This window comes from Paraclostridium bifermentans, assembly GCF_019916025.1.
GTDB lineage: Bacteria > Bacillota > Clostridia > Peptostreptococcales > Peptostreptococcaceae > Paraclostridium > Paraclostridium bifermentans.
Map to the genome: position 1 here is coordinate 704815 of NZ_CP079737.1, position 26761 is coordinate 731575.

General features: G+C 27.9%; 23 protein-coding genes and 1 pseudogene. 22 read left to right on the top strand and 2 right to left on the bottom strand.

Annotated features, from left to right (window positions below; all coding sequences use genetic code 11):
- Window positions 1–99 precede the first annotated feature (99 nt).
- From KXZ80_RS03440 to KXZ80_RS03500, 12 genes and pseudogenes are all read left to right on the top strand, one after another.
- Window positions 100–1290, top strand: coding sequence for a dicarboxylate/amino acid:cation symporter (locus KXZ80_RS03440; RefSeq protein WP_021432092.1), 1191 nt, complete (start codon window positions 100–102; stop codon window positions 1288–1290).
- Between the two features lie 191 nt (window positions 1291–1481).
- Window positions 1482–2750, top strand: a pseudogene (locus KXZ80_RS03445) (dicarboxylate/amino acid:cation symporter).
- A 134-nt stretch (window positions 2751–2884) separates the two neighbouring features.
- A complete protein-coding gene (locus tag KXZ80_RS03455) occupies window positions 2885–3358 on the top strand; it encodes a hypothetical protein (protein ID WP_021432093.1) in 474 nt (157 codons plus the stop codon).
- Between the two features lie 127 nt (window positions 3359–3485).
- Window positions 3486–4193: a YjjG family noncanonical pyrimidine nucleotidase gene (locus KXZ80_RS03460; RefSeq protein WP_021432094.1), complete on the top strand. Its 708-nt coding sequence runs from the start codon at window positions 3486–3488 to the stop codon at window positions 4191–4193.
- Between the two features lie 137 nt (window positions 4194–4330).
- The gene (locus KXZ80_RS03465; RefSeq protein WP_021432095.1) at window positions 4331–5245 is read left to right on the top strand and encodes a DUF2935 domain-containing protein; all 915 of its coding nucleotides are present in this window, start codon (window positions 4331–4333) and stop codon (window positions 5243–5245) included.
- Between the two features lie 165 nt (window positions 5246–5410).
- A complete protein-coding gene (locus KXZ80_RS03470) occupies window positions 5411–5665 on the top strand; it encodes a (2Fe-2S)-binding protein (RefSeq protein WP_021432096.1) in 255 nt (84 codons plus the stop codon).
- Window positions 5666–5849: 184 nt separating this feature from the next.
- On the top strand, window positions 5850–6089 hold the full coding sequence (locus KXZ80_RS03475; protein WP_021432097.1) for a DUF1653 domain-containing protein: 240 nt from the start codon (window positions 5850–5852) through the stop codon (window positions 6087–6089).
- Between the two features lie 15 nt (window positions 6090–6104).
- Complete coding sequence (locus KXZ80_RS03480) at window positions 6105–6326, top strand: YdbC family protein (RefSeq protein ID WP_021429829.1); 222 nt, start codon at window positions 6105–6107, stop codon at window positions 6324–6326.
- Window positions 6327–6639: 313 nt separating this feature from the next.
- Window positions 6640–7653, top strand: a complete 1014-nt coding sequence (locus KXZ80_RS03485) for a TDT family transporter (protein WP_021432098.1) — start codon at window positions 6640–6642, stop codon at window positions 7651–7653.
- A 174-nt stretch (window positions 7654–7827) separates the two neighbouring features.
- Window positions 7828–8277, top strand: coding sequence for a LytTR family DNA-binding domain-containing protein (locus KXZ80_RS03490; protein WP_021432099.1), 450 nt, complete (start codon window positions 7828–7830; stop codon window positions 8275–8277).
- 1 nt (window position 8278) lies between these two features.
- Window positions 8279–8704 carry a DUF3021 domain-containing protein gene (locus KXZ80_RS03495; protein WP_021432100.1) on the top strand — a complete coding sequence of 142 codons (426 nt, stop codon included), beginning with the start codon at window positions 8279–8281 and terminating at the stop codon, window positions 8702–8704.
- 82 nt (window positions 8705–8786) lie between these two features.
- The gene (locus KXZ80_RS03500; protein WP_021429871.1) at window positions 8787–9473 is read left to right on the top strand and encodes an MgtC/SapB family protein; all 687 of its coding nucleotides are present in this window, start codon (window positions 8787–8789) and stop codon (window positions 9471–9473) included.
- Between the two features lie 32 nt (window positions 9474–9505).
- On the opposite strand, the gene KXZ80_RS03505 is transcribed toward KXZ80_RS03500, so the two are convergent.
- A complete protein-coding gene (locus KXZ80_RS03505; RefSeq protein WP_021432101.1) occupies window positions 9506–10138 on the bottom strand; it encodes a GNAT family N-acetyltransferase in 633 nt (210 codons plus the stop codon).
- 131 nt (window positions 10139–10269) lie between these two features.
- On the opposite strand from KXZ80_RS03505, the gene KXZ80_RS03510 reads away from it, so the two are divergent.
- Window positions 10270–11064, top strand: a complete 795-nt coding sequence (locus KXZ80_RS03510; protein ID WP_021432102.1) for a MerR family DNA-binding transcriptional regulator — start codon at window positions 10270–10272, stop codon at window positions 11062–11064.
- Window positions 11065–11095: 31 nt separating this feature from the next.
- Here the strand turns inward: KXZ80_RS03510 and KXZ80_RS03515 are convergent, their stop codons facing one another.
- The gene (locus tag KXZ80_RS03515; RefSeq protein WP_021432103.1) at window positions 11096–11644 is read right to left on the bottom strand and encodes a hypothetical protein; all 549 of its coding nucleotides are present in this window, start codon (window positions 11642–11644) and stop codon (window positions 11096–11098) included.
- A gap of 302 nt (window positions 11645–11946) precedes the next feature.
- On the opposite strand from KXZ80_RS03515, the gene KXZ80_RS03520 reads away from it, so the two are divergent.
- From KXZ80_RS03520 to KXZ80_RS03560, 9 genes are all read left to right on the top strand, one after another.
- On the top strand, window positions 11947–15078 hold the full coding sequence (locus KXZ80_RS03520) for an alpha-mannosidase (protein WP_021432104.1): 3132 nt from the start codon (window positions 11947–11949) through the stop codon (window positions 15076–15078).
- A 172-nt stretch (window positions 15079–15250) separates the two neighbouring features.
- A complete protein-coding gene (locus KXZ80_RS03525) occupies window positions 15251–17956 on the top strand; it encodes an alpha-mannosidase (protein WP_021432105.1) in 2706 nt (901 codons plus the stop codon).
- A gap of 72 nt (window positions 17957–18028) precedes the next feature.
- Complete coding sequence (locus KXZ80_RS03530; protein WP_021432106.1) at window positions 18029–18634, top strand: YesL family protein; 606 nt, start codon at window positions 18029–18031, stop codon at window positions 18632–18634.
- Between the two features lie 24 nt (window positions 18635–18658).
- Window positions 18659–20362 (top strand): sensor histidine kinase, encoded by a 1704-nt coding sequence (locus KXZ80_RS03535; protein ID WP_021432107.1) that lies wholly within the window; start codon window positions 18659–18661, stop codon window positions 20360–20362.
- Window positions 20355–21836: a response regulator transcription factor gene (locus tag KXZ80_RS03540; RefSeq protein ID WP_021432108.1), complete on the top strand. Its 1482-nt coding sequence runs from the start codon at window positions 20355–20357 to the stop codon at window positions 21834–21836. Before KXZ80_RS03535 ends, KXZ80_RS03540 begins: the two co-directional genes overlap by 8 nt.
- 170 nt (window positions 21837–22006) lie before the next feature.
- Window positions 22007–22936 carry an ABC transporter permease gene (locus KXZ80_RS03545; RefSeq protein WP_021432109.1) on the top strand — a complete coding sequence of 310 codons (930 nt, stop codon included), beginning with the start codon at window positions 22007–22009 and terminating at the stop codon, window positions 22934–22936.
- Between the two features lie 22 nt (window positions 22937–22958).
- Window positions 22959–23909, top strand: coding sequence for a carbohydrate ABC transporter permease (locus KXZ80_RS03550; RefSeq protein ID WP_021429863.1), 951 nt, complete (start codon window positions 22959–22961; stop codon window positions 23907–23909).
- A gap of 32 nt (window positions 23910–23941) precedes the next feature.
- Window positions 23942–25402, top strand: coding sequence for an ABC transporter substrate-binding protein (locus KXZ80_RS03555; RefSeq protein WP_021432110.1), 1461 nt, complete (start codon window positions 23942–23944; stop codon window positions 25400–25402).
- Window positions 25403–25474: 72 nt separating this feature from the next.
- Window positions 25475–26749, top strand: a complete 1275-nt coding sequence (locus KXZ80_RS03560; protein ID WP_021432111.1) for a glycoside hydrolase family 125 protein — start codon at window positions 25475–25477, stop codon at window positions 26747–26749.
- Window positions 26750–26761: the final 12 nt, after the last annotated feature.

The following is a 26761-nucleotide window of genomic DNA, read 5'->3' on the forward strand; positions in this document are numbered from 1 at the left end:
CTATACAGATAAACAGATTTTATTGAAAATATCTATAAAGTGAAGAGTTAGTTGACTATACTATTTTGTTTATATAACATTTAAAGAGGGGGGATTTTTATGAAAAAATTATTTGATAGCTTAATATTCAAACTCATATTAGCTGTCTTTTTAGGTCTGTTAATTGGACTTTATTCACCAAAATCTTTTATGAATGTTATAGTAACATTAAAGTATATTTTAGGTCAGATAATTTTCTTTGCAGTTCCTTTAATAATAATAGGATTTATAGCTCCATCTGTTGCAAAACTTAAAAGCAATGCTTCTAAACTCTTAGGGTATGCTATAACTTTTGCTTACATATCTTCTATCGGAGCAGCTACATTTTCTGCTATTTTCGGATATATGTTAATTCCAAAATTATCAATACAATCAACTACAGACACTTTAAGAGAATTACCAGCTCTTATATTTCAGTTAGACATTCCTCAAATTATGACGGTTATGAGTGCTTTATTTTTATCAATAATCTTAGGGCTTGCAACTGCTTGGACAAAGGCAGATTTATTTGAAAAACTACTAGATCAATTTCAAGATATAGTTCTTAGTTTGGTAAAAAAAATAGTAATTCCATTGCTTCCAATTTTTATTGCAACTACATTTGCAACATTAGCTTATGAAGGATCTATAACAAATCAATTACCAGTATTTATAAAAGTAATCATTATAGTTCTTATAGGGCATTTTATATGGCTTGCATTTTTATATGCTTTAAGTGGGTTTATGTCGGGGAAAAATCCTATGGAAGTATTAAAACACTATGGACCTGCATACTTAACAGCTGTAGGAAGTATGTCTTCAGCGGCAACTTTGCCTGTTTCAATTGAATGTGCGAAAAAATCCAAAGTTTTAAGAAAAGATATTTCAAACTTCTCAATACCATTATTTTCAAATATACATTTATGTGGATCAGTTTTAACAGAAGTATTTTTCGTTATGGTAGTTTCACAAATTCTTTATGGTAAGTTGCCAGATGTATCATCTATGATATTATTCATAGTTTTACTAGGTATATTTGCTATAGGTGCTCCAGGAGTTCCAGGCGGAACAGTTATGGCATCACTTGGATTAATAACTAGTGTATTAGGATTTAATGAGACAGGAACGGCTCTTATTTTAACCATATTTGCGCTTCAAGATAGTTTTGGAACAGCGTGTAATGTAACTGCTGATGGAGCGTTAACGCTTATGCTTACAGGCGTAGCAAATAAGAAAAATATAAAAGAAGAAAGTGAAGAAAAATCAATATAAGATTAATATATAAGGCTATGGATATTAAGTTCATAGCCTTATTTTTATATTGTTTTTCGATATATAGTTAAAAACTATAAAATATATGTAAAATATTGTAAAAAACTATACTCGTTGACTTTAAAAATTATTTTGAATACAATGTTCTTCGGGAGCGACAAATATACTCATATCAGGAAAGGGGTTTACACATGAAAGACTTTTTAAAAACGTATAAGTCTTCATTTGTGTTACTAGGTTGTACAATAATTGGAGCCATAGTAGGACTTATACTAGGGCCAAAAGCTACAGTTCTTAAACCATTTGGAGATTTATTCATCAATTTAATCATGATGATAGTAGTCCCACTTGTGTTCTTCAGCGTTGCATCGGGGGTTGCAAACGTCAATAGCATGCAAAGATTCGGGAAAATAATGAAAAATGTAATTATTGTTTTCACATTAACTACATTAGTAATGGCAGTCGTAGGTATTATAGGTACTATAATTTTCAATCCATCAAAAGGAATCGATATTCACTCAGTAAAAGAAATGATGGTTGCACCAGACCAAGAAAAATTAGCATCAAAAGGAAATTTACTAACTCAAATAGTAAATTCAGTTACAGTTTCTGATTTTAGTGAATTGTTCTCAAGCGGTAACTTATTACAATTAGTAGTATTTGCAGTACTAATAGGAAGTTCAATTGCCGTTTTAGGAGAAAAAGCAAAAACTATAAAGAACATACTTAATGAAGGAACAAATGTAATATTAAATGTAGTAGGAATTATAATGAAGTTGGGGCCTATAGGTTTAGGATGTTATACAGCATCGATTATAGGTGAACTAGGTCAGGAAATAATAGCAGGTTACATAAGAGTATTTTTAACTTATTGTGTATTAGCTGCAATATATTTTGCAGTATGTTATACATTATATGCATACTTATCAGGTGGTAAAAAAGGAGTTAAGAAATTCTATGAAAACTCTATAAGTCCAATAGCTACAGCTCTTGCGACATCATCAAGCTCTGCTTGTATACCATCTAACTTAGAAGCAAGTAAAAAAATAGGGGTACCAGATGATATAGCTGAAACAGTTATACCTTTAGGGATTAATATACATAAAGATGGTTCGGTATTATCCGTTATAGTAAAAGTTGCATTTTTAACTGGAATACTAGGTGGAAATATGGCAGACCCATCGAACATACTAAACTTATTAGTTACAGTACTTGTTGTTGGAGTATTTATGGCTCCTGTAGCAGGTGGCTGACTTATAGGTGAGATGCTCGTGGTAAGCATCTTCGGATTCCCTGTTGAAGCAATTCCTTTATTAACAGTAATAACTACAATAACAGATATACCTAACACTGTACTTAACACAACTGGAAATACAGTAAGTTCTATGCTAGTTGCAAGACTAGTTGAAGGTAAGAATTGGTTAAAAGAAGAAGTTGAAACTTTTAAAAAGGCAAGCTAACAGGAAAAAGTAGTAATCTTAGGTTAAGATTACTACTTTTTTTACGATTAAGACTCTATTTTAGTATGAACAACTTTCAAGCCTTAAACATAATATATAGTATTCTTTAAAATTATTATGAGGTGGGAGGGTTTATGAGTAAATTTAATTTTATGATAGATGGAAAACATATAACGAATGAAGAAGAACTTCATCAGTTTATACTAGATAAAATAAATTTTGATAAGGAAGAACTTGTATTAGATGATAGCTATAGGGGTAGAAAGAAAAAGAAACCAGAATGCAAGCCTCATGGACCAAGACCTGTTTGTCTTAAGTTAATGTTCCCGTATAAGGTTGAGGTTATGTGCGGTTGTAAGCAAATGATATTTGGAATATTAGTAGATGAGCACGGCCACCCTATAAAGAATCCTCTTATTGAATTTGAACTATCTGATTACAGCATAGGAAATCTTAGCTTTAGTCCAGCTCTTAGTTTTGGAGATGGGTGTTTTTGCACAACATTTGTAGGGGAAAGGGTAGGTTGCGGATTTTTAAAAATGTGTTGTAAGGGAACTGATTTAGATAGAGTTATACCTGTAGAAGTTACCCCTAATTGTGGATGTTAGAGAAGAGTACTTTTAAGCTCTTCTCTATTTTTACTTTAAATAGGACAAGCTAAGTTAGATTCAAAATTTAACTAAATCCATATTATTTTTAATTAAAATAGAGTATTATATAAAAAGAGGTGAAGACATGAAACAATATAAACATTTAATATTTGACTTAGATGATACTTTGTTAGACTTTCAAGATAACGAAAGAAACTCTTTAAAGGTTATTTTTAAAAAGTATAATATTCCTTTTGATGAAAAATCATTTAATCAGTATAAGTCTATAAATAGAGGATTTTGGAGTCAGATAGAACAAGGAACTATAGAAAAAGAAGAGGCACTAACTAAAAGATTCGAAGAATTTTTTGCTTTGTATGGATATGATGTTAAAGGTGAAATAGTAGAAAAAGAATATCAAAATTGCTTAACTAAAGGACATAAAACAATTCCTAAAGCTATGGAAACTTTAATGGAATTAAAAAATAGAGGATACAAGATATTTGCAGGAACAAATGGTATAGGAAAGACTCAAAAACAAAGACTTAAAGATTCTAAAATGGTGTATTTATTTGATGATATATTTATTTCAGAAGAAATGGGAGTTGAAAAGCCAAACTCTAAGTTTTTCGAAATAATTTTTGATAAGTACGATTTTATGAAAAAAGAAAATACTCTTATGATAGGGGATAGTTTAGCTTCTGATATAAAGGGTTCTAATAATTTTGGTATTGACTGTGTATGGTTTAATCCTTTAGATAAAAAATCTAACGATATAAAGCCTACATACGAAATTTCTGATATATCTGAACTATTATCAATGTTAAATAAAGAAGCTAGTTTAGCTGTTTAATAGTATAAGTAAAAATTTTAATTTTAAAATTTCAAATGCAATAAAAAACGGTATAGGAGAAATCCTATGCCTTTTTTTATTCACTAAGCAAAGTTTTTATGCATAGTATACAGCAAAATGTTTTTTAGGAGGAGTATATGATAAACGATCAAAAGTATGTTATTTTATCGCTTGAGGTACATTTGTTTTTTGCAAGAATAATGAAAGAACATTCACTTTTTTTAGAGGCTGGATTTACACCCAAAAACTCCGATTTAGCAAATAGTGCAGAACATTATAAAAAAGAGTTTGAAAAATTATTATCATATGCAATAAGCGCTAGTAATGGAGTAATCAGACCTGAGGTTTTAAAATCTGGGGAATTAATTACTGATTACACACTGGGAACAGAACAAAAAACACAAAATTTCACAGGAATAGAAATAAATCAAAACATAACTAAGTTAGAGGCTAAATTGCGTAGTGGAAATAATCCACAGGTTAGTAGTAAATTAATAAATTATGTAAGTGAGCTTAATAGTAATGCAAAAAAAATTATTAAAGGTCTTATTAATTTTAAACAAACAGTATTAGAGGGAGTATTATCTTGTAATTTATTTACAGCTAATTATCCATTACTTATTGAACATATAATTCGTGAAGCAAAATTATATCTGTCGTTAGTAGAAGATCTTGATAATAAGGTTGATATTGACTCTAAAGGTGCTAAAGAAACTGAGTTATTTTGGGATCAAATTATGATGGAACATGCACTATTTATTAGAGGATTACTTGATCCTTCTGAAAATAAATTGATTGAAACAGCAGATGAATTTGCAGATGATTTTAATGAACTTATAAAAGAGGCAAAAGCAATGACCGATGTTACAATAAAAAATACTATAGATGAAACTTTAAGTCAAACTATTGAACTTAAGGATTTTAAACAAGCAGGAACAGAAGAAATTGCTAGTTGTAAAATAAAATCTATAATACTACCACTTCTTGGAGACCATGTATTAAGAGAAGCTAATCATTATATAAGGTTATTAGAAAGTTATAAGTCAATGTAATTACAGATAATACATTTTTATTTTTTATACAATATAAATTTTAATCTAAAAATGGACTCTATTTATTAGAGTTCATTTTTTAAGTTAATAAAAAATTTTATTTTTATTAAGATTATAATTTATAGTATAATTAAGAATTAGATATAATTTTTAGGGAGAATATAAGTGGATAAAGAAAAGTGTTGCTGCAATTCACATGAAAATAAAGAGGTATTTATTGGAGAATACGTATGTTATTGTAATCATGTAACGGAAAATGATATAAAAAATAGTATCAAAGAAGGTGCTCAAAGTGTAGAAGAGGTTATAAAAAATACAGGAGCAATGAAAAATAGTAATTGCACTGTAAATAATCCTAAAGGAACTTGTTGTTATTTAGATATTGTTCATGTATTCAATAAATATAATAATAAGTACTGATTAATAATTTTATTAAATTTAAAATAAATAGTTAGTGATTATATTTAAGGTAAGTATTACTTATGTTAAGTAAAAATAATATAATTGCAGGGCTAATATAAAAATGTTGTACAATATATTAGATAGATAAAATAAAAATGGGTATAAAATACATATTAAAATGATTTAGAAATGAGGTGATATTATGACTTATGAAATACAAGAGAAAAGACCATACAGACATTTTAAAGGGAACTTATATTATGTACATAGTATAGTGAAACATTCAGAAACGGGAGAGAAATTAGTATCATATCAAATGCTTTATCCTCCTTATGATATGTATGTTAGACCACTTAAAATGTTTCAAGAGAAGGTAGAAGAAGGAAGAGAAGATAATATAACTAATCAAGTTTATAGATTTGAACTATATACAGGAAAATAATTAAGAGGTGATGATATGGCAGGTATAAAATTTGATATACAAGAAAACTTTGGTGTTATTTCGGAAACTTCAAATGGATGGAGAAAAGAATTAAATTTAGTAAGTTGGAATGATAGAGCACCTAAATTTGATATAAGAGATTGGGATTCGAATCATGATAAAATGGGAAAAGGGTTAACTTTAAGTACAGATGAATTAAGAGAACTTAAAAGAATTCTTAATGAAATAGATTTATAAAATTTAATAATTATATTTTTATGTATCCTATATATAAAACATTGATAAAAATGTTTTATATATAGGATATTTTTATGCAAAAAAACTATGAAATTTTCAAATTAAAAAATAGCTAAAGATAAGTTAAATTAATGGATGCATAGATAACCATTAAAAAAATAAATGATAAGTATGAAGAACTTGAATTAGTAAAATTGCTTAAAACTGTGTAAAATCAATACTTGTGAGGTATATATATATATGTAATTAAAAATTAAATTAGACTTAAAAAAATAATTTATAAATACAAAATATCATAATAGAGGGTGGTTAAATGAATAAATATATAAATAAACTTGAGAACATGCACATAGGTATAAGTGGAACATGCTTAGCGTTTATAACACTTAGTAACAGTTGGCAAATTAAAGATATCGGATATCTAAAACCAATTGCTATAGCTATAGCATTAGGCATGCTTACTCTAATGATTATAAGAGCAGTTAAATTCCCAAAAGTAATGTATAAAGAATTAAAAGATCCAGTTGTAGGAACATTTTATCCAACGCTTGGGATGGTAACGTGGTTAGTTTGTGGATACTTCTATCCTAAGTTTCCAACTATATGTAGTACATTATGGATAGGGGCAGCTATTTATCATTATGCAATAATTATTTTTTATACAGTAATAAGAATTAAAGAAAAGAAATTTAGTAATATAATGCCTACTTGTTTTATAGTATATACAGGTATGATAACAGGTAGTGTTGCTAGTAAAGGTATGGGAGGTATAATACCAGAAATAGCTCAGTTCATGCTAATGTTTGGATTTGTATTCTACACAATACTTTTACCAGTAGTTCTTTATATAGTATTTAAAAGTGAGATACTAGATGATAAAAAATTACCTACTGTTGGTATAGTTTGTTCACCTGCACCACTTGGAGTAGTAGGTATATTAACAATAGATCCAAATCCTAATATATATATGTTAACTTGGTTAATAGTAACAGGATTAGTTCTTTTAGTAGTTGTATATGGATATATATTAAAATTATTTAAAGAAGGGTTTAAACCAACATATGCATCATTTACATTCCCATTAGCAATAGCTACTTTAGCAGCGTATAAGTTAGCTGTATACTTTACATCTATAGGATATGCAAAATTAGGATCAATATTTAATTTACTAGGTAATATAGAAATATTCATAGCAACATATGTAGTATTCTTTATATTATTAAACTTCTTAAATATGTTCTTTAAAGCAATAAACCCAAGAGTTGGAGAATACCTAGAGAAAGAAGAAGAGTTAATAGGTGGTACTCTTTACTCTCATGAAAAATAAAATTAAATAAATTTTTACTACAAGAAAAGAAACTATATTAAATAATATAGTTTTTTTTATGTTTTTTATACTGAAAAAAATACCGCTTATATAACTTAAAACACCTTTTAGATATAACTTATGGAATTTGAAAATTGATAATGTATAATTAAATTCAGATAGGGGGTCAAGGATGTGAAAATAGATATAGATATAGACAAAAGGTATGAAGAAATTCAAGTTATATTAATGTCAAATGAAATGAATGATGAGACTATGGAGATTTTAGAAAAACTAAAAACTACAAAAAATAAATATATTTTAGGTAAATCAGATAAAAAAGTATATATATTGGATGTAAAAGATATATATTTTTTCTACAGTGAAAATCAAAAAGTATTTGTTGAGACTGAAGATTTTAGATACGAAGTAGACGAAAGGCTATATGAAATAGAAGAGAATTTTAAAAATACATCATTTATTAGAGTTTCGAAATTTTCTATTGTAAATTTAAAAAAAGTTAAAAACATAGATATGAGTTTTAGTGGAAATTTAACTATTAACTTTATAAATGGTAAAAAGGAAAGTATATCTAGAAGATACATATCAAAAATAAAAGATTATTTAAAAAATGGAGGTTTTTAAAATGAGTAAATATATAAAAACATTTATACATAGAGGTGTGTGTTATGGAATACCAGGAGGGGTATTTATAGGCCAATTAGTGTTTTTTATAATTTTATTAACTAACGATATAAGCAGTTTTGAAACAACAAGAGAACAGTTTTTTATTCAATTTTTAGCTTCAGCGTTTACGGGTTTTTATTGTACAGGACTAAGTGCTTTATACTCTATAGAAGAATGGAGTTTATTAAAACAGACTTCTATAAATTTAATACTTATTACAATTGTATATTTTCCAATTTCATATTTAACAGGATGGATGCCTAAGGACTTTTTTGGAATAGCTTCATTTATTTTGACATTTATAGTTTTTTATATTGTAGTATGGAATATATTCAGTCATAGAGTAAGAAGTATTAACGAAAAACTAGGAAAATTTAATAAGTAGATATTCAACTTATATCTTGATAAATTTAATTTATATAGGGTATATATCTTACTAAAAAAGATTTATAAGTAGGAGTAATCTTATGAAAATACAAGATATAGTTATAAGAATTTTACTATCTATTTTTATAGGTGGTATAATTGGTTTTAATAGAGAACGAGAAAATGTATCGGCAGGATTTAGAACTCATGCATTAGTTTGTTTAGGCGCAACAATAGCTGCATTAATACAAGTACAGTTAGCAAGTTTGGCACTAAGCCAAATAACAAGTGAGCCAGCCCTTTCAGGAATAGTAAAGGTGAATGATGGAAGATTTATTGGTCAAGTAGTTTCTGGAATAGGGTTTTTAGGAGCTGGAACTATAATAAAAACTAAAGGTTCTGTTAAAGGACTAACTACAGCAGCTTCTATTTGGACAGTTGCATGTATTGGAATCGCTACAGGAATGGGATTTTATGAAGTAAGTATTTTAGGTGGTATTAGTACAATAATAGTACTTGTAGTTTTAAAGAAAATAGAAGGTAAGTATATAAATAAATCTACAAAGATAAAACTTATTATAAAATACAAATCTAAAACCGAAGCTATAAAAGAATTAAAAAATTCAATTGAAGATTTACAATTACAAATTGAATCTATAGAGTTTGTAGATGAATTTAATGTTATATATACATTAAAAGACTTAAAGCTTATATGTATAAATGATTTGATTAGCTTACTATCAGAAAATGAAAGTATATTAAAGGTAAGTAAAATTGATAATTTTTAAATTAGGAGTGTACCAAAAGGTACCTCCTATATTTAGCTGAACTTATATCCATATAAAAAAATATTTAAACTAGATGGAATTGTATCAAAATAAATTTCTTTTTCATTTAGACGATCAAAGTTTTGGCTATCATAAAATCCATAGTTACATCTAGTATCTGTATATAAATAGATACTGTTAACTTTCATATCAATCATATAGTTAGATAGATATTTAATTAATGTTTTTCCAACTCCAAGCCCTCTAGACTCTTCAGACACAATAAACAATTGAATAGAACCTTGGAAGTTATCTTCTTTACCTTGGATAATCTCTTTATAAGTTTGTGATACTTTGGAAAATTCCTTTATAGCGTTTTTATTTTCTTTACTAGAAAAAGCTAATTTTGCACCACTAGAAACCCAACTTAAAATATTAGAAAATTTTCTTAAATGTTTTTTATCATTTTTTGCATTTCCTAATATTATGCCAATAACAACATTATCTTTTACAGCAACCTTGCTAAATGAACTATCTAAAAGACATCCTTGCAAGTAAATATTTAATATACATTCTAATAAATCACTATCTTTTATAAATTCACTAAACCCAAATGCATTATTAATCAATTCTTTAATACGATTATAATCTTTTTTCTCTAAATTTCTATAAACTACATTTTTCATATAGACACACTATCCTTTCTAACTAATAAATTAAAAGTAAAATTTCTGTTGAAAATACCTTATAATGATAGTAATGTATACCCTAAAGGGAGAGTCAATGTGAAAAATTTAAAATTAGGGGATGAAAATTTATGAAAAATTTATACTCTATAGGAGAGGTTTCAAAAATAAAAAAAATAACTGTGAAATCATTAAGGTATTATCATAAAGTTGGAATTTTAATTCCTAAATATATAGATGATAATACTGGATATAGGTACTATTCAATAGATCAATTTATATATATTGATATAATAAAAGGATGTAGGGCATTAGGAACTAGCATAGCTGAGCTTCAAGAAATTTTTAAGGATTGTGAAACAGAAAAACTTTTAAAATATCTACATGTAAAAAGAGCACAAGCTGAAGAAAATATAATAAAAATGAAAGAAATAATAACTAATATTGACAATCTAAATAGTAGTGTTGAATCTTCAAAAGAATTAATAAAAGATGGTGAAATTAGGATTAAACATTTTAATAAACGATATATAGTAGTAGAACCGTGTAAAGAAGTAGGAAGTTTAAAAGAGCTCATTCCTTACTCAGAATTAGAAAAGACTATTAAAAACAAAAATTTAAATGTATCGATAGAAAGAGGCATTGGATATGATTTTGATTCTAATGGAAAAGTAGAGCCATTTTATGTATTCAGTGAAATAATAAACGAGGAAAATATTAAAATAGATAAACATATAGATTTACTACCTGAAGGTGATTATTTAACATTAGCATACACAAAAGAAAATGAGGAAGACTGTATAAATAAAATTGTAAAATACATAAAAGAAAACAAATTAGAAGTAAAAAAATTTATTGAAATTGAGTTATTTAATGATTTTTTTAATACTAAAACATATAGTTGCCAAATTCAGATACTTATATAAAAAGGTTGTAAAAATTTACAACCTTTTTGTTTTATAAAGATACAAGAGCTACTGACTGAATTTGAGCAAGGACTAATTGAGATAAAGCATCTATTAAGTTTTTGTTTATAGACATATCTTTTAAAGCTAAAAAGTTCATAAAGCTATTTATTGATATTTTTTCATATATGTATAAATAAGTATGCTTATCTTTTAAGAAATCTTTATTCTTTATAGAGTTATTAATTAAAGAAAGCTCATCCACAGTTGATCCTATTACTGCATGAACACATGTATGTTCTCTATCTAAATCGTAATTTTTTATATAATCACATTTAGAGCTAACTAAGTTATTCAAACTAATTATAGTAGTATAAACATTTTTAGAAGAGTAATAATTAGATTGATCTTTAACTTGCTTTGATATAAAATCGTATCTATTTTTTATTTGAGGTAGTTGTGATTTATAACTAAGCAAAAGATTTTGCAACTGAGTGTTATATTCAATTTCTGTATCTTTGTTTTTAAACTCTAAATCTCTATATTTTAAAGAAGCTTCTTCTAAATCTCTAAATAGCTTAATATCTTCAAGTTTTTTCATGTTAAACCTCCATAATGAATAATTAATTTAAGTTAATTATATTATATAAAATAGAATAATTTAAGAAAATGTTTTCAGAGAACGGCTATATATCAATTTTATATAAGAATATTGAATATAAACTTAAGTTTGTATACTTATTACAAATTATAGAAATAAACAGGCGATTAACAAACAACAAGCTAAAACTACACTTATATTATAAAAGCTATACTAAGTAAATATAGATGTTTATATCAAATTGACAGTGAAAACGTTTCTAAATATAATGAGACTATATTAGCGAAGGGGGAGAAAAAAACATGAAAGATATGTTTTATACAATAGATAAACTTAGAAATAGAATACATGAACTAGATGATTATAGATATAGAGATAAAGTAGAACTTGAATATTTTAACACGAAGTTAAATGGGGATAGAGATATAGCACCTAATATTCCAACTGAGTATGATGGAGTTATAAAAACTGGGGAGACATGGAAAGGAAGAGATTTATACCTTTGGATGCAAAAGGTAGTTGATATACCATCAAACTGGGAGAATAAAACTGTTGTTGGTATATTTGATTTTGGAGAAACTGGAGCTGGAAATAACTCTGGATTTGAATCGTTATTTTACCTTAATAATAAGCCTTACCAAGGCGTTGATAGTAATCACAAAGAAGTGTTTTTACCGAAAGATATTAATGGAACTAGTGTTGAATTAATATTTAGACTATGGACTGGACTTGAAGGTGGCGGAATTCCAAGAGAACAAGAACATCGTATAAACAGAGCACAATTAGCATGGTTAGATGAGAAAGCAGATGACTTATTCTACAATGCAAGTGTAATTTTAGAAACTATAGGAGAACTAGATGAATATTCTCCAGATAAAGTTCATTTAACAAAGATACTAAACAATGCATTTAAATTAATTGATTGGTCATATCCAGGAAATGAAGATTTTTATAAGTCGTTGCATGAAGCATCAGATTATTTAAATGAAGAAATAGATAAAATTGATAAACATTCAGTAGTTAATGTAACTTGTATTGGACACACTCATATAGATGTTGCTTGGCTTTGGAGGTTAAAACACACTAGGGAGAAATGTGCAAGATCATTTTCAACAGTATTAAGATTAATGGAAAGATATCCTGAGTACATATTTTTACAAACACAGCCGCAATTATATGAATATGTAAAAAATGATTACCCAGAATTATATGAAGCTATAAAACAAAAGGTTAAGGATGGTAAGTGGGAAGTTGACGGTGGAATGTGGTTAGAAGCAGACTGCAATATACCATCAGGAGAATCTTTAGTGAGACAAATTTTAGTAGGTTCAAGATTTATAAAAGAAGAATTTAATAAAGATGTTGAATATTTATGGTTACCAGACGTATTTGGATATTCATGGGCACTACCTCAAATATTAAAAAAATCTGGAATAGATATGTTTATGACAACTAAGATAAGTTGGAATCAATATAATAGAATGCCACATGATACGTTTAAGTGGAGAGGAATAGATGGTTCAGAAATACTAACTCACTTTATAACAACTCCAGAGCCATGGAGTCAACCTGGATCTTGGTTCTACACATATAATGGAAGACTTACACCTAAAACAGTAAAAGGTGTATGGGATGCATATACAGATAAAGGAATAACTAATGATTTATTAGTATCTTATGGTTTCGGAGATGGTGGCGGTGGAGTAAACCGTGAAATGTTAGAATATAGAAAAAGATTAGATAAAATGCCAGGATTACCTAATGTAAAGACTGGAAAAGCTAGTGAATACTTTAGATGTTTAAAAGAAAAGGTAGAAAAAACTGATGAATATGTGCATACATGGGATGGAGAGTTATACTTAGAATATCATAGAGGCACATATACAAGTCAGGCATACACTAAAATGATGAATAGAAAACTAGAACTTTTATATAGAGAAACAGAGTGGTTATCAAGTGTAGCATGTTTAACTAATAATGACTGGTCATTATATGATAACAATGAAATAACTAAAGGATGGAAGACTATACTTAGAAACCAATTCCATGATATAATCCCTGGTTCATCTATAACGGAAGTTTATGAAGATGCAAAACAAGAGTATAAAGAAGCAGAAGATATAGCTTTAGGTATACAAAATAAACTTGAAGATATATCTATAAATAAAGATGAACACACTTGGACAATAGTAAATAACTCTAACTGGAATAGAACTGAATCTATAGATATAAAATGTGATGAAGATGGAAGTTTTTATGATGAAGATGGAAATAAACTAGAGTACCAAAGAAATAAAGATGAATATACAATAGAAATTAAAGATATTCCAGCACTTGGATATAAAAGAATAATATTAAAAGTAAATGATATTAAAGATGACAACAATTCGGCATTTGAGTACTGTGATGGGAAAGTTTTAACTCCTAAATACGAGATAAAATGGAATGAATATGGACAACTAATATCTATATATGATAAAGAAAATAGAAGAGAAGTATTAGCTAAGGGTGAGAGAGGAAATGTTCTTCAGATGTTTGAAGACAAACCTATGGCACATGAAGCGTGGGATATTGATATATTCTATCAAGAGAAGATGAGAGAAGTAAAGGATTTAAAAAGTGTTGAATTAATAGAAATTGGAAATCTAAAAGCTGTTATAAGATTTAAATATAAATATATGAACACAACAATAAATCAAGACATGATAGTATACGCTAATAGCAATAGAATCGATTTTAAAACAAATGTTGATTGGAGAGAAAAAAAGCAATTGCTTAAAGTAGCATTTGTAGTAGATATAAGAAGCACTATGGCTACATACGATGTTCAGTTTGGAAATGTAAAAAGACCAACTCACTGGAATACTAGTTGGGACAGAGCTAGATTTGAAAGTGTTGCACAACAATGGGTTGATTTATCTGAAAGAAATTATGGTGTAAGTTTATTAAATAATTGTAAATATGGGCATGACATAAAAGACAATGTAATGAGATTAACATTGTTAAAATCAGCGACGCACCCTGATCCAGTACAAGATCAAGGAGAACAAAACTTTACTTATTCACTATTACCTCATAGTGGAGACTTTATAGATGGAAACACAGTAAAGCATGCATATGAACTTAATCAACCGTTAAGAGCTATAAAAGGAATGTTAAAGAGTGAAGTTAAAAAGCAATTATTTAAATTTAATGATGCAAATATATTAGTTGATGCTATAAAGAAAGCTGAAGATGAAGATATGATAATAATCCGTTTCCATGATTATTCAGGAAGCAGACAAAATGTAAGTATAGATAGTGATTATGAAATTACTGGATGGATGGAGACAAACTTAATGGAAAAACCAATAGAGAATTTAAGAAATGAAAACTCTATAAATGTTGTTGTAAATCCATATGAAATGAAAACACTTATGATAAAAATGAAGTAATATAAGTCCCTTAGGGGCAGGCTTGTGGTATAAACAGTTGGTTTCTTCACACAAAGCACTAAGAGCATGTGCTTTAAGTGTTTCGAAAACAACTATTTATACCACTTTGCCTTATAATAATAGGACTTCAACACTTTGGTGGTGGAGAGAATTAGTATTGGGGGATTTTTTTATGAAAAAGACTGCACATATAATATCTCATACTCATTGGGATAGAGAGTGGTATTTACCATATGAAACACATCATATGATGCTTATAAAAACTATGGATACTTTACTTGATGCATTTGAGAAGGATCCAGAATTTAAATATTATCACTTAGATGGACAAACAGTTTTATTAGAAGATTATTTAGAAGTTAGACCTGATAGAAAAGAGCTTTTAGAAAAAGTTATTAAAGAAGGAAGACTTAAAATAGGACCGTGGTATGTTCTTCAAGATGAGTTTTTGACAAGTAGTGAATCAAATGTTAGAAATTTACAATATGGACATAAAGATGCAAATAATTATGGTGTTAAAGCGTGCAAAATAGGTTACTTTCCAGATTCTTTCGGGAATATGGGGCAAGCGCCTCAAATATTAAAGCAAGCAGGAATAGATGCTGCAGCTTTTGGAAGAGGAGTTAAACCAACTGGTTTTAACAATGAAGTAAGTGCTGATGATAAATTTGAATCTCCATACTCTGAAATGTATTGGGAAAGCCCAGATGGATCAAAGGTATTGGGGATATTATTTGCTAACTGGTATTGCAATGGTATGGAAATACCAACTGATGAAAATGAAGCTAAAAATTATTGGAGTAAGAGAATAGATGATGCTGGAAAATTTGCATCAACAAACCACTTATTATTTTTAAATGGATGTGATCATCAACCTATTCAGACTGATTTATCAGAAGCTATAAAAACAGCTAAAAGCATATATAGTGATATAGATTTTATACATTCTAACTTTGAAGATTATGTAAATGATTTAAAAAGTAATATAGATAAAGATTTACAAATTATAAAGGGAGAATTAAGAAGTCAGCAAACTGATGGATGGTACACACTTGCTAATACAGCTTCATCTAGAGTTTACTTAAAGCAGTGGAACCAACTTTGTCAGACTTTATTTGAAAAAGTAGCTGAACCGATAGCAACTATGGCAAGCCAATATGGATTTGAATATCCTCATCATTTATTTGAGTATGGATGGAAATCTTTAATGAAAAATCATCCTCATGATAGTATTTGTGGATGTAGTGTAGATGAAGTCCACAGAGAAATGGTAGCTAGATTTGATAAAGCTAAGGATGTTGCTAAGTATATTGTAAATGAAAGTTTAACTTATATATCTAGTAAAATAAATACTCTGAAATTTAAAGATTTAGGAGAAAATGTATATCCATTTTTAGTTTTAAATACATCTGGGTATGATAGAAAAGGCTTAGTTAAAGTTGAGGTTGATATAGTAAGAAAGTATTTTAAAGAAGGACATCCAAATGAAATAGCAAAAGAAATGAAAAATATAAAGCTTCCTAAGTTTAAAGTAGTTGATATAAATGGGAATAAAATAAATTCAAATATAATTGATTTAGGAATAAAATTTGGATATGATTTACCAGATGATAAATTTAGACAACCATATTACTCAAGGTTAGTAAGTGTTGAGATTGAAACAAATAATATTAAGTCTTTTGGATGGGATACATATGCTTTAGTAGAGGATGACTCAAATAGCATTGAAAATAGTATTAATAGCTTAATAAATGAAAATATATTAGAAAATGAAAATATAAGAGTTGAAATAAATGAAAATGGAAGCATTGATTTATTAGATAAGAATACTAATAAAAATTTCAAAGATTTATGTATATATGAAAATACAGGTGATATAGGTAATGAATATATTTATAAAATGCCAGAGGGAGAGACACCATTAACTACTAAGGGCATAAAAGCTAATATAAATATAAAAGAAGATTTACCATATAAAGCTGTTGTAGAAGTTATTCACAAGTGGGATATTCCAAAAAGTGCAGATTACTTATTAGATAAAGAAATTGAAGAAGTATTAGAATTTAAGCATAGAAAGGCACAAAGAGTTAATGAAACGTTACAGATGGAAATAAAAACTACATTAACTTTAGAAAAAAGTGCTAAGGGGATAAAGATTGAATCTGAATTTAATAATATATGTAAAGATCATAGAATGAGGATGTTATTTAATACAGATATAGAAAGTAATGTTCATTATGCAGAATCAATATTTGAGGTAGCAAAGAGAAATAATATTCCACATGCATCTTGGGAAAATCCATGCAATTGCCAACATCAGCATACATTTGTAAATATACATGACAATAACTATGGACTTACAATTGCAAATAAAGGGTTAAATGAATATGAAATTTTGAATAATGGTAGAAATACAATTGCAGTTACATTATTAAGAAGTGTTAGGGAATTAGGTGATTGGGGAGTTTTTGAAACTCCAGAAGCTCAGTGTTTAGGAAATCATAAAGTAGAGCTTGAAATAATACCTCATGGTAAAGAAGTATTTGATTCTTATAAGGAAGCTCATTTATTCCAAATACCTATAATTTCTAAACAAATGTCTATACAAAGTGGAGAAATACCTTGTGCAAACGGTTTACTAAATGTAGAGGGGTATGGTATAATGTGGTCAATATTAAAAAGGGAATGTAAAAATGGAAATAATATATTAAGGGTATACAATTTAAACGAAGAAGAAACTATATTGAATTTAAGTAGTTGTAGTTTATTAGGGGATAAGTATAGATCGAATATATTAGAAGATAAAGTCCAAAAAATTACAGAAAATAAAATCCACTTAAGACAATCAGAAATAGTAACTGTAAGCATAGGGAAGTAAATTAACGTAAAAAGGTTATCTGATTGGATGACCTTTTTATTTTTTTAAATATTAATTTTGAGGTGATATATTATGAAAATGGAATCTGTTATATTTAATTTTTGTAGTTGGATATGGAAGTTTGCAGTACTAAATCTTTTTTGGTCTGTAGGAACTTTGCTTGGAGGAGTAGTATTAGGAATAATGCCATCAACCGTTGCAACTTTTTATGTTTTAAGAAAATGGGTTCAAGGTGATTTAGAAATTAATATTTTTGAATCATTTAAAGTAACTTATAAAAAAGAGTTTTTAAATTCTAATAAGTGTGGAGCTATATTTTTAGGTATATTTTTGTTTTTAGCATTTGATTTATGGATTTTATATCAAATCGATGCTATATATGCAACGGTAGTTTATATACTAGTAAATGCAACTTTATTTTTTTCAGTTATTGCATTTATATACTTTTTCCCAACTTATGTGCACTTTGAATTATCGACTAAGGATTATATAAAAAATTCATTTATATTATCAATGGGAAGTCCAAAAGAGACTATTTTAATAATCGTTGGAATAGCATTACTTGCATACTTTGTAAAAAGTAGTCCAGGGTTATTAATATATTTTGCTGTAGTTGTCCCAGGATATTGGGTGATGAATGTTTTATATAAAAAGTTTTTAAAACTTCAAAGGGCATAAAATTTACATGGGGAGAGGGGTAACTTGAAAAAACTATATAATTTATACACATCTAAAAACCTATTTAGCAAGATGCTACTTATATATTCAGCAATAACCATTGTATCGATTTGTTTACTATCTAATATATTTTTAAAATATTACTTAGAGAGTGAACTACAAAATGAGTTAAATATACATTCGGAAATGATATTTAATATAGAAAAAAGATTCGAAGAACAAGATATAGTAAGTACCTCTCTTATAAATGGAATAAACACACAAAAAAAGATTACTGATGAAATTCAGATGCTAATAAATTCAACATATGAAGATTATATAAGCTATAAATTAGATAAATTTTCAAGAACAAATGTAAAAGAAGCAGACTTAGATTATGTAGTAAAAACTATATTATCTGGGAGAAGTGATGCGTTAGCTATTATAATAAATGATAAGAATAAAGAATATGTAAGTGAGCTTGTTTTTAAACATAGTGATTGGTATAAGTTGAAAAATAAGTTGAAAAGTAAATATATTAGGAAAATAACTAAGCCTATAAAAAATATAGATTCTACTTATATAATAGGCTATGTTGATATATATTTTGATTTGACAAATATAAATAACTTAATTGATGGATCTAATTTAAAAGGTAGACTTTTAATAGCGGATAATTCTAATGATATAATACTAGATTCCTATAGAGAAAAAAGTATATGGAAATTAGAGAAGGTTGAAGAAGAATATTTGGACAAGAACAACAAGGTAGCGAGTATAAAACAAGATGTACAGACTAAGTATAAATATATTAGCGTAATAAAAAATGAAGACCTGGGAATTGGCAGCATGATCTTTAAAATATCTTTAATTTCATTGTTATGCATTGCATTAATACTTATTATTACTTATTTTGTAATAAAAAACTTCTCTGACAAATTAAGCAATATGATGCAAGGAATAGAAAACATAAAAAGAGGAGATTTAAGTGTACGATTTAACGTTGAAAAAGAAGAAGATGAACTAGATATGATTGCAATTGAAATTGATAGAATGTGTGAGAGTTTACAAGAAAATATAGAGAAAACATATAAGTCTGAAGTAAAGCAAAAAGAAGCTGAATTAAATGCACTTCAAGCTCAAATAAAACCACACTTTTTATACAATACATTAGAGGTTATTAGAATGTGTGCTTTAGCAAGTAAAAATAAAGAAGTTGCGAACATGATATATAATTTAGCTAGCATGTTCAAATACTCTACATACAATAATGCTTCAGATGTTAAGTTGTCAGAAATGATTAATTACTGCCAAATGTACTTGAATTTATGTTGTACAAGATATAAAGGGATAATTGATTATAAAGTAGATATTGATGAAGAATTATTAGATTTTAAAGTTCCAAAATTTATATTACAACCAGTAATAGAAAATAGCATAAATCATGGTATGGCAAAAGATAGAAATGATAACTTCATATTTATAAAGGCAAATATAGTTGAAGAAGATATAGAGCTTATAGTTGAAGATAACGGAATTGGAATAAGTAGTGAAAAAATGAGTGTAATTGAAGAGAATTTAAATCAAAATTTACAGAAGAAAAGTTCAATAGGATTAATGAATATAAACAGCAGGCTTAAAATTAGGTTTGGAGATAAATATGGAATATATATAAACAGCGAAGAAAACAGAGGTACTATAGTTAAAATTAAAATACCTATTTTAAAGGATGGAGTTAAAAATGTATAAGTTATATTTATTAGACGATGAACCATTTATTTTAGAAGGTCTTAAATATATTATAGATTGGGAAGAGTATGGATTTGATGTAGTAGGAACTTCAAGTAACGGAGAAGATGGATTTAATTTTATAAAAAATGAGGATGTAGATTTAATAATAACTGATATAATGATGCCCAAAATGACTGGGTTAGAACTAATTAACAATTTAAAAAAGATTAAACATAATGCTAAGTTTATAGTACTGAGTGCATTTCAAGAATTTCAATATGCTAAAGAAGCTATTAGTATGGGAGCTGAAAATTACTTAACTAAACCTATAGATGAAGATGAATTGATACAAACGATAGAAGAAGTTAAGAAAAAAATTGAAAAAATTAAGTTAGAAAAAGTAGATACAAAAATATTTAAAAATGATCTCATATTAAAATTAATATGTAATAAAAATAACGATGGGGTATTGGATAGGTTAAAATTAGAAGGTGTAAATTTAAATTACAAAAGTCTATGTGTAGTAATTGTAGAGTTTGCAGAAGGTGTAAATATAAACAATCTTATATTAAATCATATTGATAATTTAGATTATGAATACTGTGTAAACCTTCAAAATCAAATTTTAATTATAATGGATAAAGAATCTTTAAGTAAGGATATTTTAAGAAATTTAAAAGATGATCTTAGTAGAATAGCAAATGAACATGTGTATATAAGCAGAGGAAAATTCGTTGACTCAATATATACTTTAAATTGCAGTTATCAAAGTGCAAAAGATATTCATGAATATAAGTTAGTTTATCCAAATATATCATGGATTAGAGAGTATAAAGAAAAATCATATAATCTTGAAAATATAGATTATATAGATTTTGATCATCTAAAAAAGCTTCTTTTAAATAAAGATAATAAAGAAGCTTTGACTTATATTGAATCTATATTTAGTAAATTAAAAAATGATGAGAATCTTACAGTAAAGCAAATTAAAACAAAGTCTATTGAAGTATTTTTAAATGTATATAATTATTTTAATGACTCTAAGATTATAAAAGGTTTAGATTTATATCTTGAAAAAGTTATAAACTCGGTTAACTTAGATCAAATACAGATTGAGTTAAATAATATGATTAAGCATAGACAGTCAAAATTAGAAGAAACTGATGATAGTATAAGTCCTATAATATTAAAACTCTTAAGAAACATAGAAAAAAATTACAGCAAAGATTTAAACTTAAAGGAAATAAGTGAAACTTATAATATAAATTCTATATATTTAGGGCAATTATTTCAAAAAGAAACAGGTATATTGTTTTCAGATTATCTGAATAATTTTAGGGTTAACAAAGCAAAAAATTTACTAGTAGAAACAAGTTTAAAAGCTGCAGAAATTGGAGAACTAGTAGGTTATGCAAATAAGAATTATTTTTATAGAAAGTTTAAAGATATAGTTGGAATTACACCTAGTGAATGGAGAAAAATAAACCTATAAAGATATGCCTCTAATTAAGAGGCATTTTTTTTACGCAACAGAAAGTGTATTTTGATAAAAATAGGAAAACGTATCCATAAACTAAGGAAAGTGTAGCGAATCTAAAGATAGTAAACTTTAGAAAGGCTTTTCCTAATGATAAAATATAATTAGGAAAAGGGGTGACGCTGATGAAGAAATTCATGAAAGATTTATGGAAAAATAGAGCTTGGTTGTTGATGGTATTACCAGGAACTATATGGTTACTAGTATTCTCATACTTGCCTATGTTTGGGACAGTATTAGCGTTTAAAAATTATAAAATGCACCCAGGCGGATTTGTACAAAGTTTAATAAATAGTGAATGGGTTGGATTTGATAACTTTAAATTTTTATTTACAAGTGGAGATGCATTTCGTATAACACGAAATACTATTTTGTATAACTTGGTGTTTATAGTGTTAGGACTTATATTTGCTGTATTTGTTGCTATAACATTAAGTGAAATAGCTAATAAAAAATTAGCTAAAGTATATCAAACAGGGATGCTATTCCCACATTTCTTATCTTGGGTAATTGTAAGTTACTTTGTATTTAGTTTCTTAAGTACAGATAAAGGTATGGTTAACTCTATTCTATCTACATTTGGGGCAGAACCAGTAGCTTGGTATAGTGAACCGAAACATTGGCCTTTCATACTAATATTTATGAATATATGGAAGGGTGTAGGATATGGAAGTATAGTTTACTTAGCTGCAATAGTAGGAATAGATAGAACATACTATGAAGCTGCTACTATAGATGGAGCTAGTAAATGGCAACAAATAAAGAATATAACAATACCTCTAATAGTACCACTTATGATTATACTAACGATAATGGCTATAGGTAGAATATTTAACTCAGATTTCGGATTATTCTACAATATACCGAGAAACTCAGCTGTATTATATCCAGTAACAGACGTTATAGATACATATATATATAAAGGTCTTATGAATATGGGGAACATTGGTATGAGTACAGCAGCTGGTTTATATCAAGCAGCAGTTGGATTTATATTAATAATGACAACTAATAAGCTAGTTAAGAAGGTAGATCCAGAATATGGTTTATTCTAAAAAAGAAAGGAGATAGGCAATCGTGGAAAGTGTAGTATCTAAAGAACAAGAAAAAAAGCCTAATCTTTTAGGGAAGAAAAAGAAGAAAGCATATAATGAAGGGTTTACAGGAATTACTAATATAATTTCAAATATTATACTAGCTATAATGGCTATAGCATGTGTATTCCCATTTGTATTTGTAATAATAATATCTTTAACATCAGAACAATCATTATTACAAAATGGATATTCAATATTCCCAGAAGAGTGGAGCTTAGATGCTTATAAATATTTACTTACATCAGGTAAACAGTTAATGCATTCTTACTTAGTTACTATAGTAGTAACTGTTGTAGGAACAATAATAAATGTAAGTATGGTATCAACTTATGCTTATGCAATATCTAGACAAAACTTTAAATATAGAAAACAATTCACATTTTTAGTGTTCTTCACAATGTTATTTGGTGGAGGGATGGTTCCTTCATACATAGTAATGACTCAGGTATTAGGTCTTAAAAATACTATATGGGCATTAATATTACCATTAGCATTTAATGCATTTAACATAATAGTTATGAAGACATTTTTCCAAAGGTCTGTTCCAGAATCTATAATAGAATCTGCAAGAATAGATGGAGCAAGTGAATTTAAAATATTTATAAAAATGGTTATACCTTTGGCATTACCAGGTATCGCAACGATTGCGTTATTTAGTACATTAGCATATTGGAATGATTGGTTTAATGCGATGTTATATATCGACCATCAAAATTTAATACCACTTCAACATATGCTTATGAAAATAGAGAAAAATCTAGAGTTTATAAGACAAAATGCAATGTTAAGTGGAGAAGTAATGCAAAATTTACCACAAGAATCAGTTAGAATGGCTATGGTAGTTATATCTACATTGCCAATAGCATGTAGCTATCCGTTCTTCCAAAAATACTTTATAAGTGGATTAACAGTTGGAGGAGTAAAAGAATAATAACTTACTAATAAAATTGGGGAGGAAGTAATATGAAATTTAAAAAGGTATCGAGCTTATTTTTAGCGGCGACTTTAGGGGCAACAATTCTTACGGGATGTAGTAGTTCAAATGATGACAAGGGTGCAGCAAAAGACTCAAATGGAAACACAGAATTAGTATGGTATATGATAGGAACTCCACAACCAGATCAAGCTAAGGTTATGGAAGAGGTTAATAAATATACAAAGGAAAAGATAGGTGCAACTATAGATTTAAGAATGGTAGATTGGGGAGATTATGGTCAAAAAATGCAAGTTATAACTTCATCAGGGGAGCCATATGATTTAGCATTTGCAAGTGATTATTCAATAAATGCACAAAAGGGAGCGTACTTAGAAATAACAGATGAAATGTTAGATAAAAATGCTAAAGAATTAAAAGAAGCTATAAACCCATTATTCTTAGAAGGGGCATCTATAAACGGAAAATTATATGGAATACCTGCAAATAAAGAAGTTGGACAACAAATGGGATGGGCATATAATGTTGAAATGGCTAAGAAAGCTGGAGTAGATATGTCAAATGTTAAAACTCTAGAAGATTTAGGTCCAGTATTAGAAAAGGTTAAGGCTAAAAACCCAGACTTAAAAATGCCAATGGCGGCAGGAGCAAACTTCATGCCATACATGCCATATGATTTATTATTAGGTGATAACTTACCATTTGCAATATCTTTAGAAGGAGATACTAAAAAAATTGTAAATCTATATGAACAAGAAGATGTAAAGAAAACTTTAAATACACTAAGAGATTTCTATAAAAAAGGATACATACATTCTCAAGCGGCAACAGATACTGATCCACATGAGATGAGTGTTCAAAACTGGTTCGTAAGAAAAGAACAATATGCACCAGGAGCTAAGGAAATGTGGTCATCTAATGCAGGGTACGAAATTGGATATACACCAATGCATGATCCTTTAACAATAAATAATTCAGTTACAGGATCTGTAATGTCAATATCTGCAACATCTCAACATCCAGATGAGGCTCTTAAGTTCTTAAACTTATTAAATACAGATGAGTATTTAAGAAACTTAATAGATAGAGGTATAGAGGGTGTACACTATAAAACAAATGAAGATAAGACTATAACTAAAACTGAAGAAGCTAAGGGATACAATATGCCATCTTGGGCTTTAGGAAATGTACTTATAACTAAATCATTTGATACTGATCCAAAAGATAGAATCGAACAATATGAAGAGTTTAATAAGTCAGCAGTTGCTTCTCCAACATTAGGATTCTATGTAGATACTACAGAGATAAGCAATGAAGTAGCTAACATATCAAACATAGTTCAAGAATTTAAATCGCCATTATTTACAGGATCTGTAGATACAGATAAGTATTTAAATGAGTTAAATAAAAAGTTAGATGCAGCGGGAATAGATAAAGTTATGGAAAACATACAAGCTCAATATGATAAATGGATGGCAGATAAAAAATAATAAAATTATATTTAAATTATATTAAGAGGCTATCAATATGGTAGCCTCTTATGTAAATTATGGGAGGAAATTATGTACAGTTCAATAGATAATCTAATAATAACAGTGAAGGAAAAATTCAAAGATGATAAAAAAATAGCAGAGATGTTTGAAAAGTGTATCTTAAATACTATAAATACTACTGTTAAGAGAATGGAAGATGATACTACATATGTATTAACTGGGGATATACCAGCTATGTGGCTTAGAGACTCTGTTTGTCAAATTAGACCATATTTAGTTTTAGCTAATGAAGATAAAGAAATAGCAGACATGATAGAGGGGTTAGTAGAAAGACAATTTAGATATATATTAATAGATCCATATGCAAATGCATTTAATGAAAGTGCAAATAAGGCTGGGCACCAAACTGATTTAACAGATATGAAACCAGAAGTTTGGGAAAGAAAGTATGAAATAGATTCTTTATGTTTTCCTATACAGTTGAGTTACTTATTATATAAAAATACAGGTAGAACTTCTCAGTTTAATGAAACATTTATAAAGGCTGCAAACTCAATAATAGAATTATGGAAAGTTGAGCAAAACCACGAAGAAAAATCACCGTATTTATTTGAGAGATTAGACTGTAGACAACTAGATACGTTAGCAAGAAGTGGAAAAGGACCAGTTCACAAACAAACTGGAATGACTTGGTGCGGATTTAGACCAAGTGATGATGCTTGTACATATAGTTATTTAGTTCCATCTAATATGTTTGCAGTAGTGGTATTAGGTTATATAAACGAAATAGCGACGAATTTAATAAATGATGATATATTAGCTAAAAAAGCTGAGATGTTAAGAAATGAAATAAATGAAGGAATAGAAAAATATGCAGTTTATAATCACCCAAGATGTGGAGAAATATACGCTTATGAAGTTGATGGGTTAGGGAATTACAATTTAATGGATGATGCAAACTTACCAAGTTTATTAGCAATACCTTATTTAGGATATGCTGATTTAGATGATGAAAGGTACGTAAATACAAGAAAATTTATACTTAGTATTGAAAATTCAGAGTTTCATATAGGCAAATATGCTAGTGGGGTTGGTAGTCCCCATACTCCAGAAGGATATATATGGCATATATCGCTTGCAATGCAAGGACTAACGACAGATGATGAAAGTAAAAAGAGAGAGCTAATAGAAATAATGAAAAACACTGATGCAGGTACTTACTTAATGCACGAAGGGTTCAATCCAAATGATCCAAATATGTTTACTAGAGATTGGTTCTCTTGGGCAAATATGATGTTTTGTGAGTTAGTATTAGACTACTGTGGGATAAAAGTAAAAAAATAATTTATATGGAGG

Coding starts and splice junctions, on each gene's coding strand:
- KXZ80_RS03440 (WP_021432092.1), top strand. CDS start 100: ATGAAAAAATTATTTGATAGCTTAATATTCAAACTCATATTAGCTGTC.
- KXZ80_RS03455 (WP_021432093.1), top strand. CDS start 2,885: ATGAGTAAATTTAATTTTATGATAGATGGAAAACATATAACGAATGAA.
- KXZ80_RS03460 (WP_021432094.1), top strand. CDS start 3,486: ATGAAACAATATAAACATTTAATATTTGACTTAGATGATACTTTGTTA.
- KXZ80_RS03465 (WP_021432095.1), top strand. CDS start 4,331: ATGATAAACGATCAAAAGTATGTTATTTTATCGCTTGAGGTACATTTG.
- KXZ80_RS03475 (WP_021432097.1), top strand. CDS start 5,850: ATGACTTATGAAATACAAGAGAAAAGACCATACAGACATTTTAAAGGG.
- KXZ80_RS03480 (WP_021429829.1), top strand. CDS start 6,105: ATGGCAGGTATAAAATTTGATATACAAGAAAACTTTGGTGTTATTTCG.
- KXZ80_RS03485 (WP_021432098.1), top strand. CDS start 6,640: ATGAATAAATATATAAATAAACTTGAGAACATGCACATAGGTATAAGT.
- KXZ80_RS03495 (WP_021432100.1), top strand. CDS start 8,279: ATGAGTAAATATATAAAAACATTTATACATAGAGGTGTGTGTTATGGA.
- KXZ80_RS03500 (WP_021429871.1), top strand. CDS start 8,787: ATGAAAATACAAGATATAGTTATAAGAATTTTACTATCTATTTTTATA.
- KXZ80_RS03505 (WP_021432101.1), bottom strand. CDS start 10,138: ATGAAAAATGTAGTTTATAGAAATTTAGAGAAAAAAGATTATAATCGT.
- KXZ80_RS03510 (WP_021432102.1), top strand. CDS start 10,270: ATGAAAAATTTATACTCTATAGGAGAGGTTTCAAAAATAAAAAAAATA.
- KXZ80_RS03515 (WP_021432103.1), bottom strand. CDS start 11,644: ATGAAAAAACTTGAAGATATTAAGCTATTTAGAGATTTAGAAGAAGCT.
- KXZ80_RS03520 (WP_021432104.1), top strand. CDS start 11,947: ATGAAAGATATGTTTTATACAATAGATAAACTTAGAAATAGAATACAT.
- KXZ80_RS03525 (WP_021432105.1), top strand. CDS start 15,251: ATGAAAAAGACTGCACATATAATATCTCATACTCATTGGGATAGAGAG.
- KXZ80_RS03530 (WP_021432106.1), top strand. CDS start 18,029: ATGAAAATGGAATCTGTTATATTTAATTTTTGTAGTTGGATATGGAAG.
- KXZ80_RS03540 (WP_021432108.1), top strand. CDS start 20,355: ATGTATAAGTTATATTTATTAGACGATGAACCATTTATTTTAGAAGGT.
- KXZ80_RS03545 (WP_021432109.1), top strand. CDS start 22,007: ATGAAGAAATTCATGAAAGATTTATGGAAAAATAGAGCTTGGTTGTTG.
- KXZ80_RS03555 (WP_021432110.1), top strand. CDS start 23,942: ATGAAATTTAAAAAGGTATCGAGCTTATTTTTAGCGGCGACTTTAGGG.
- KXZ80_RS03560 (WP_021432111.1), top strand. CDS start 25,475: ATGTACAGTTCAATAGATAATCTAATAATAACAGTGAAGGAAAAATTC.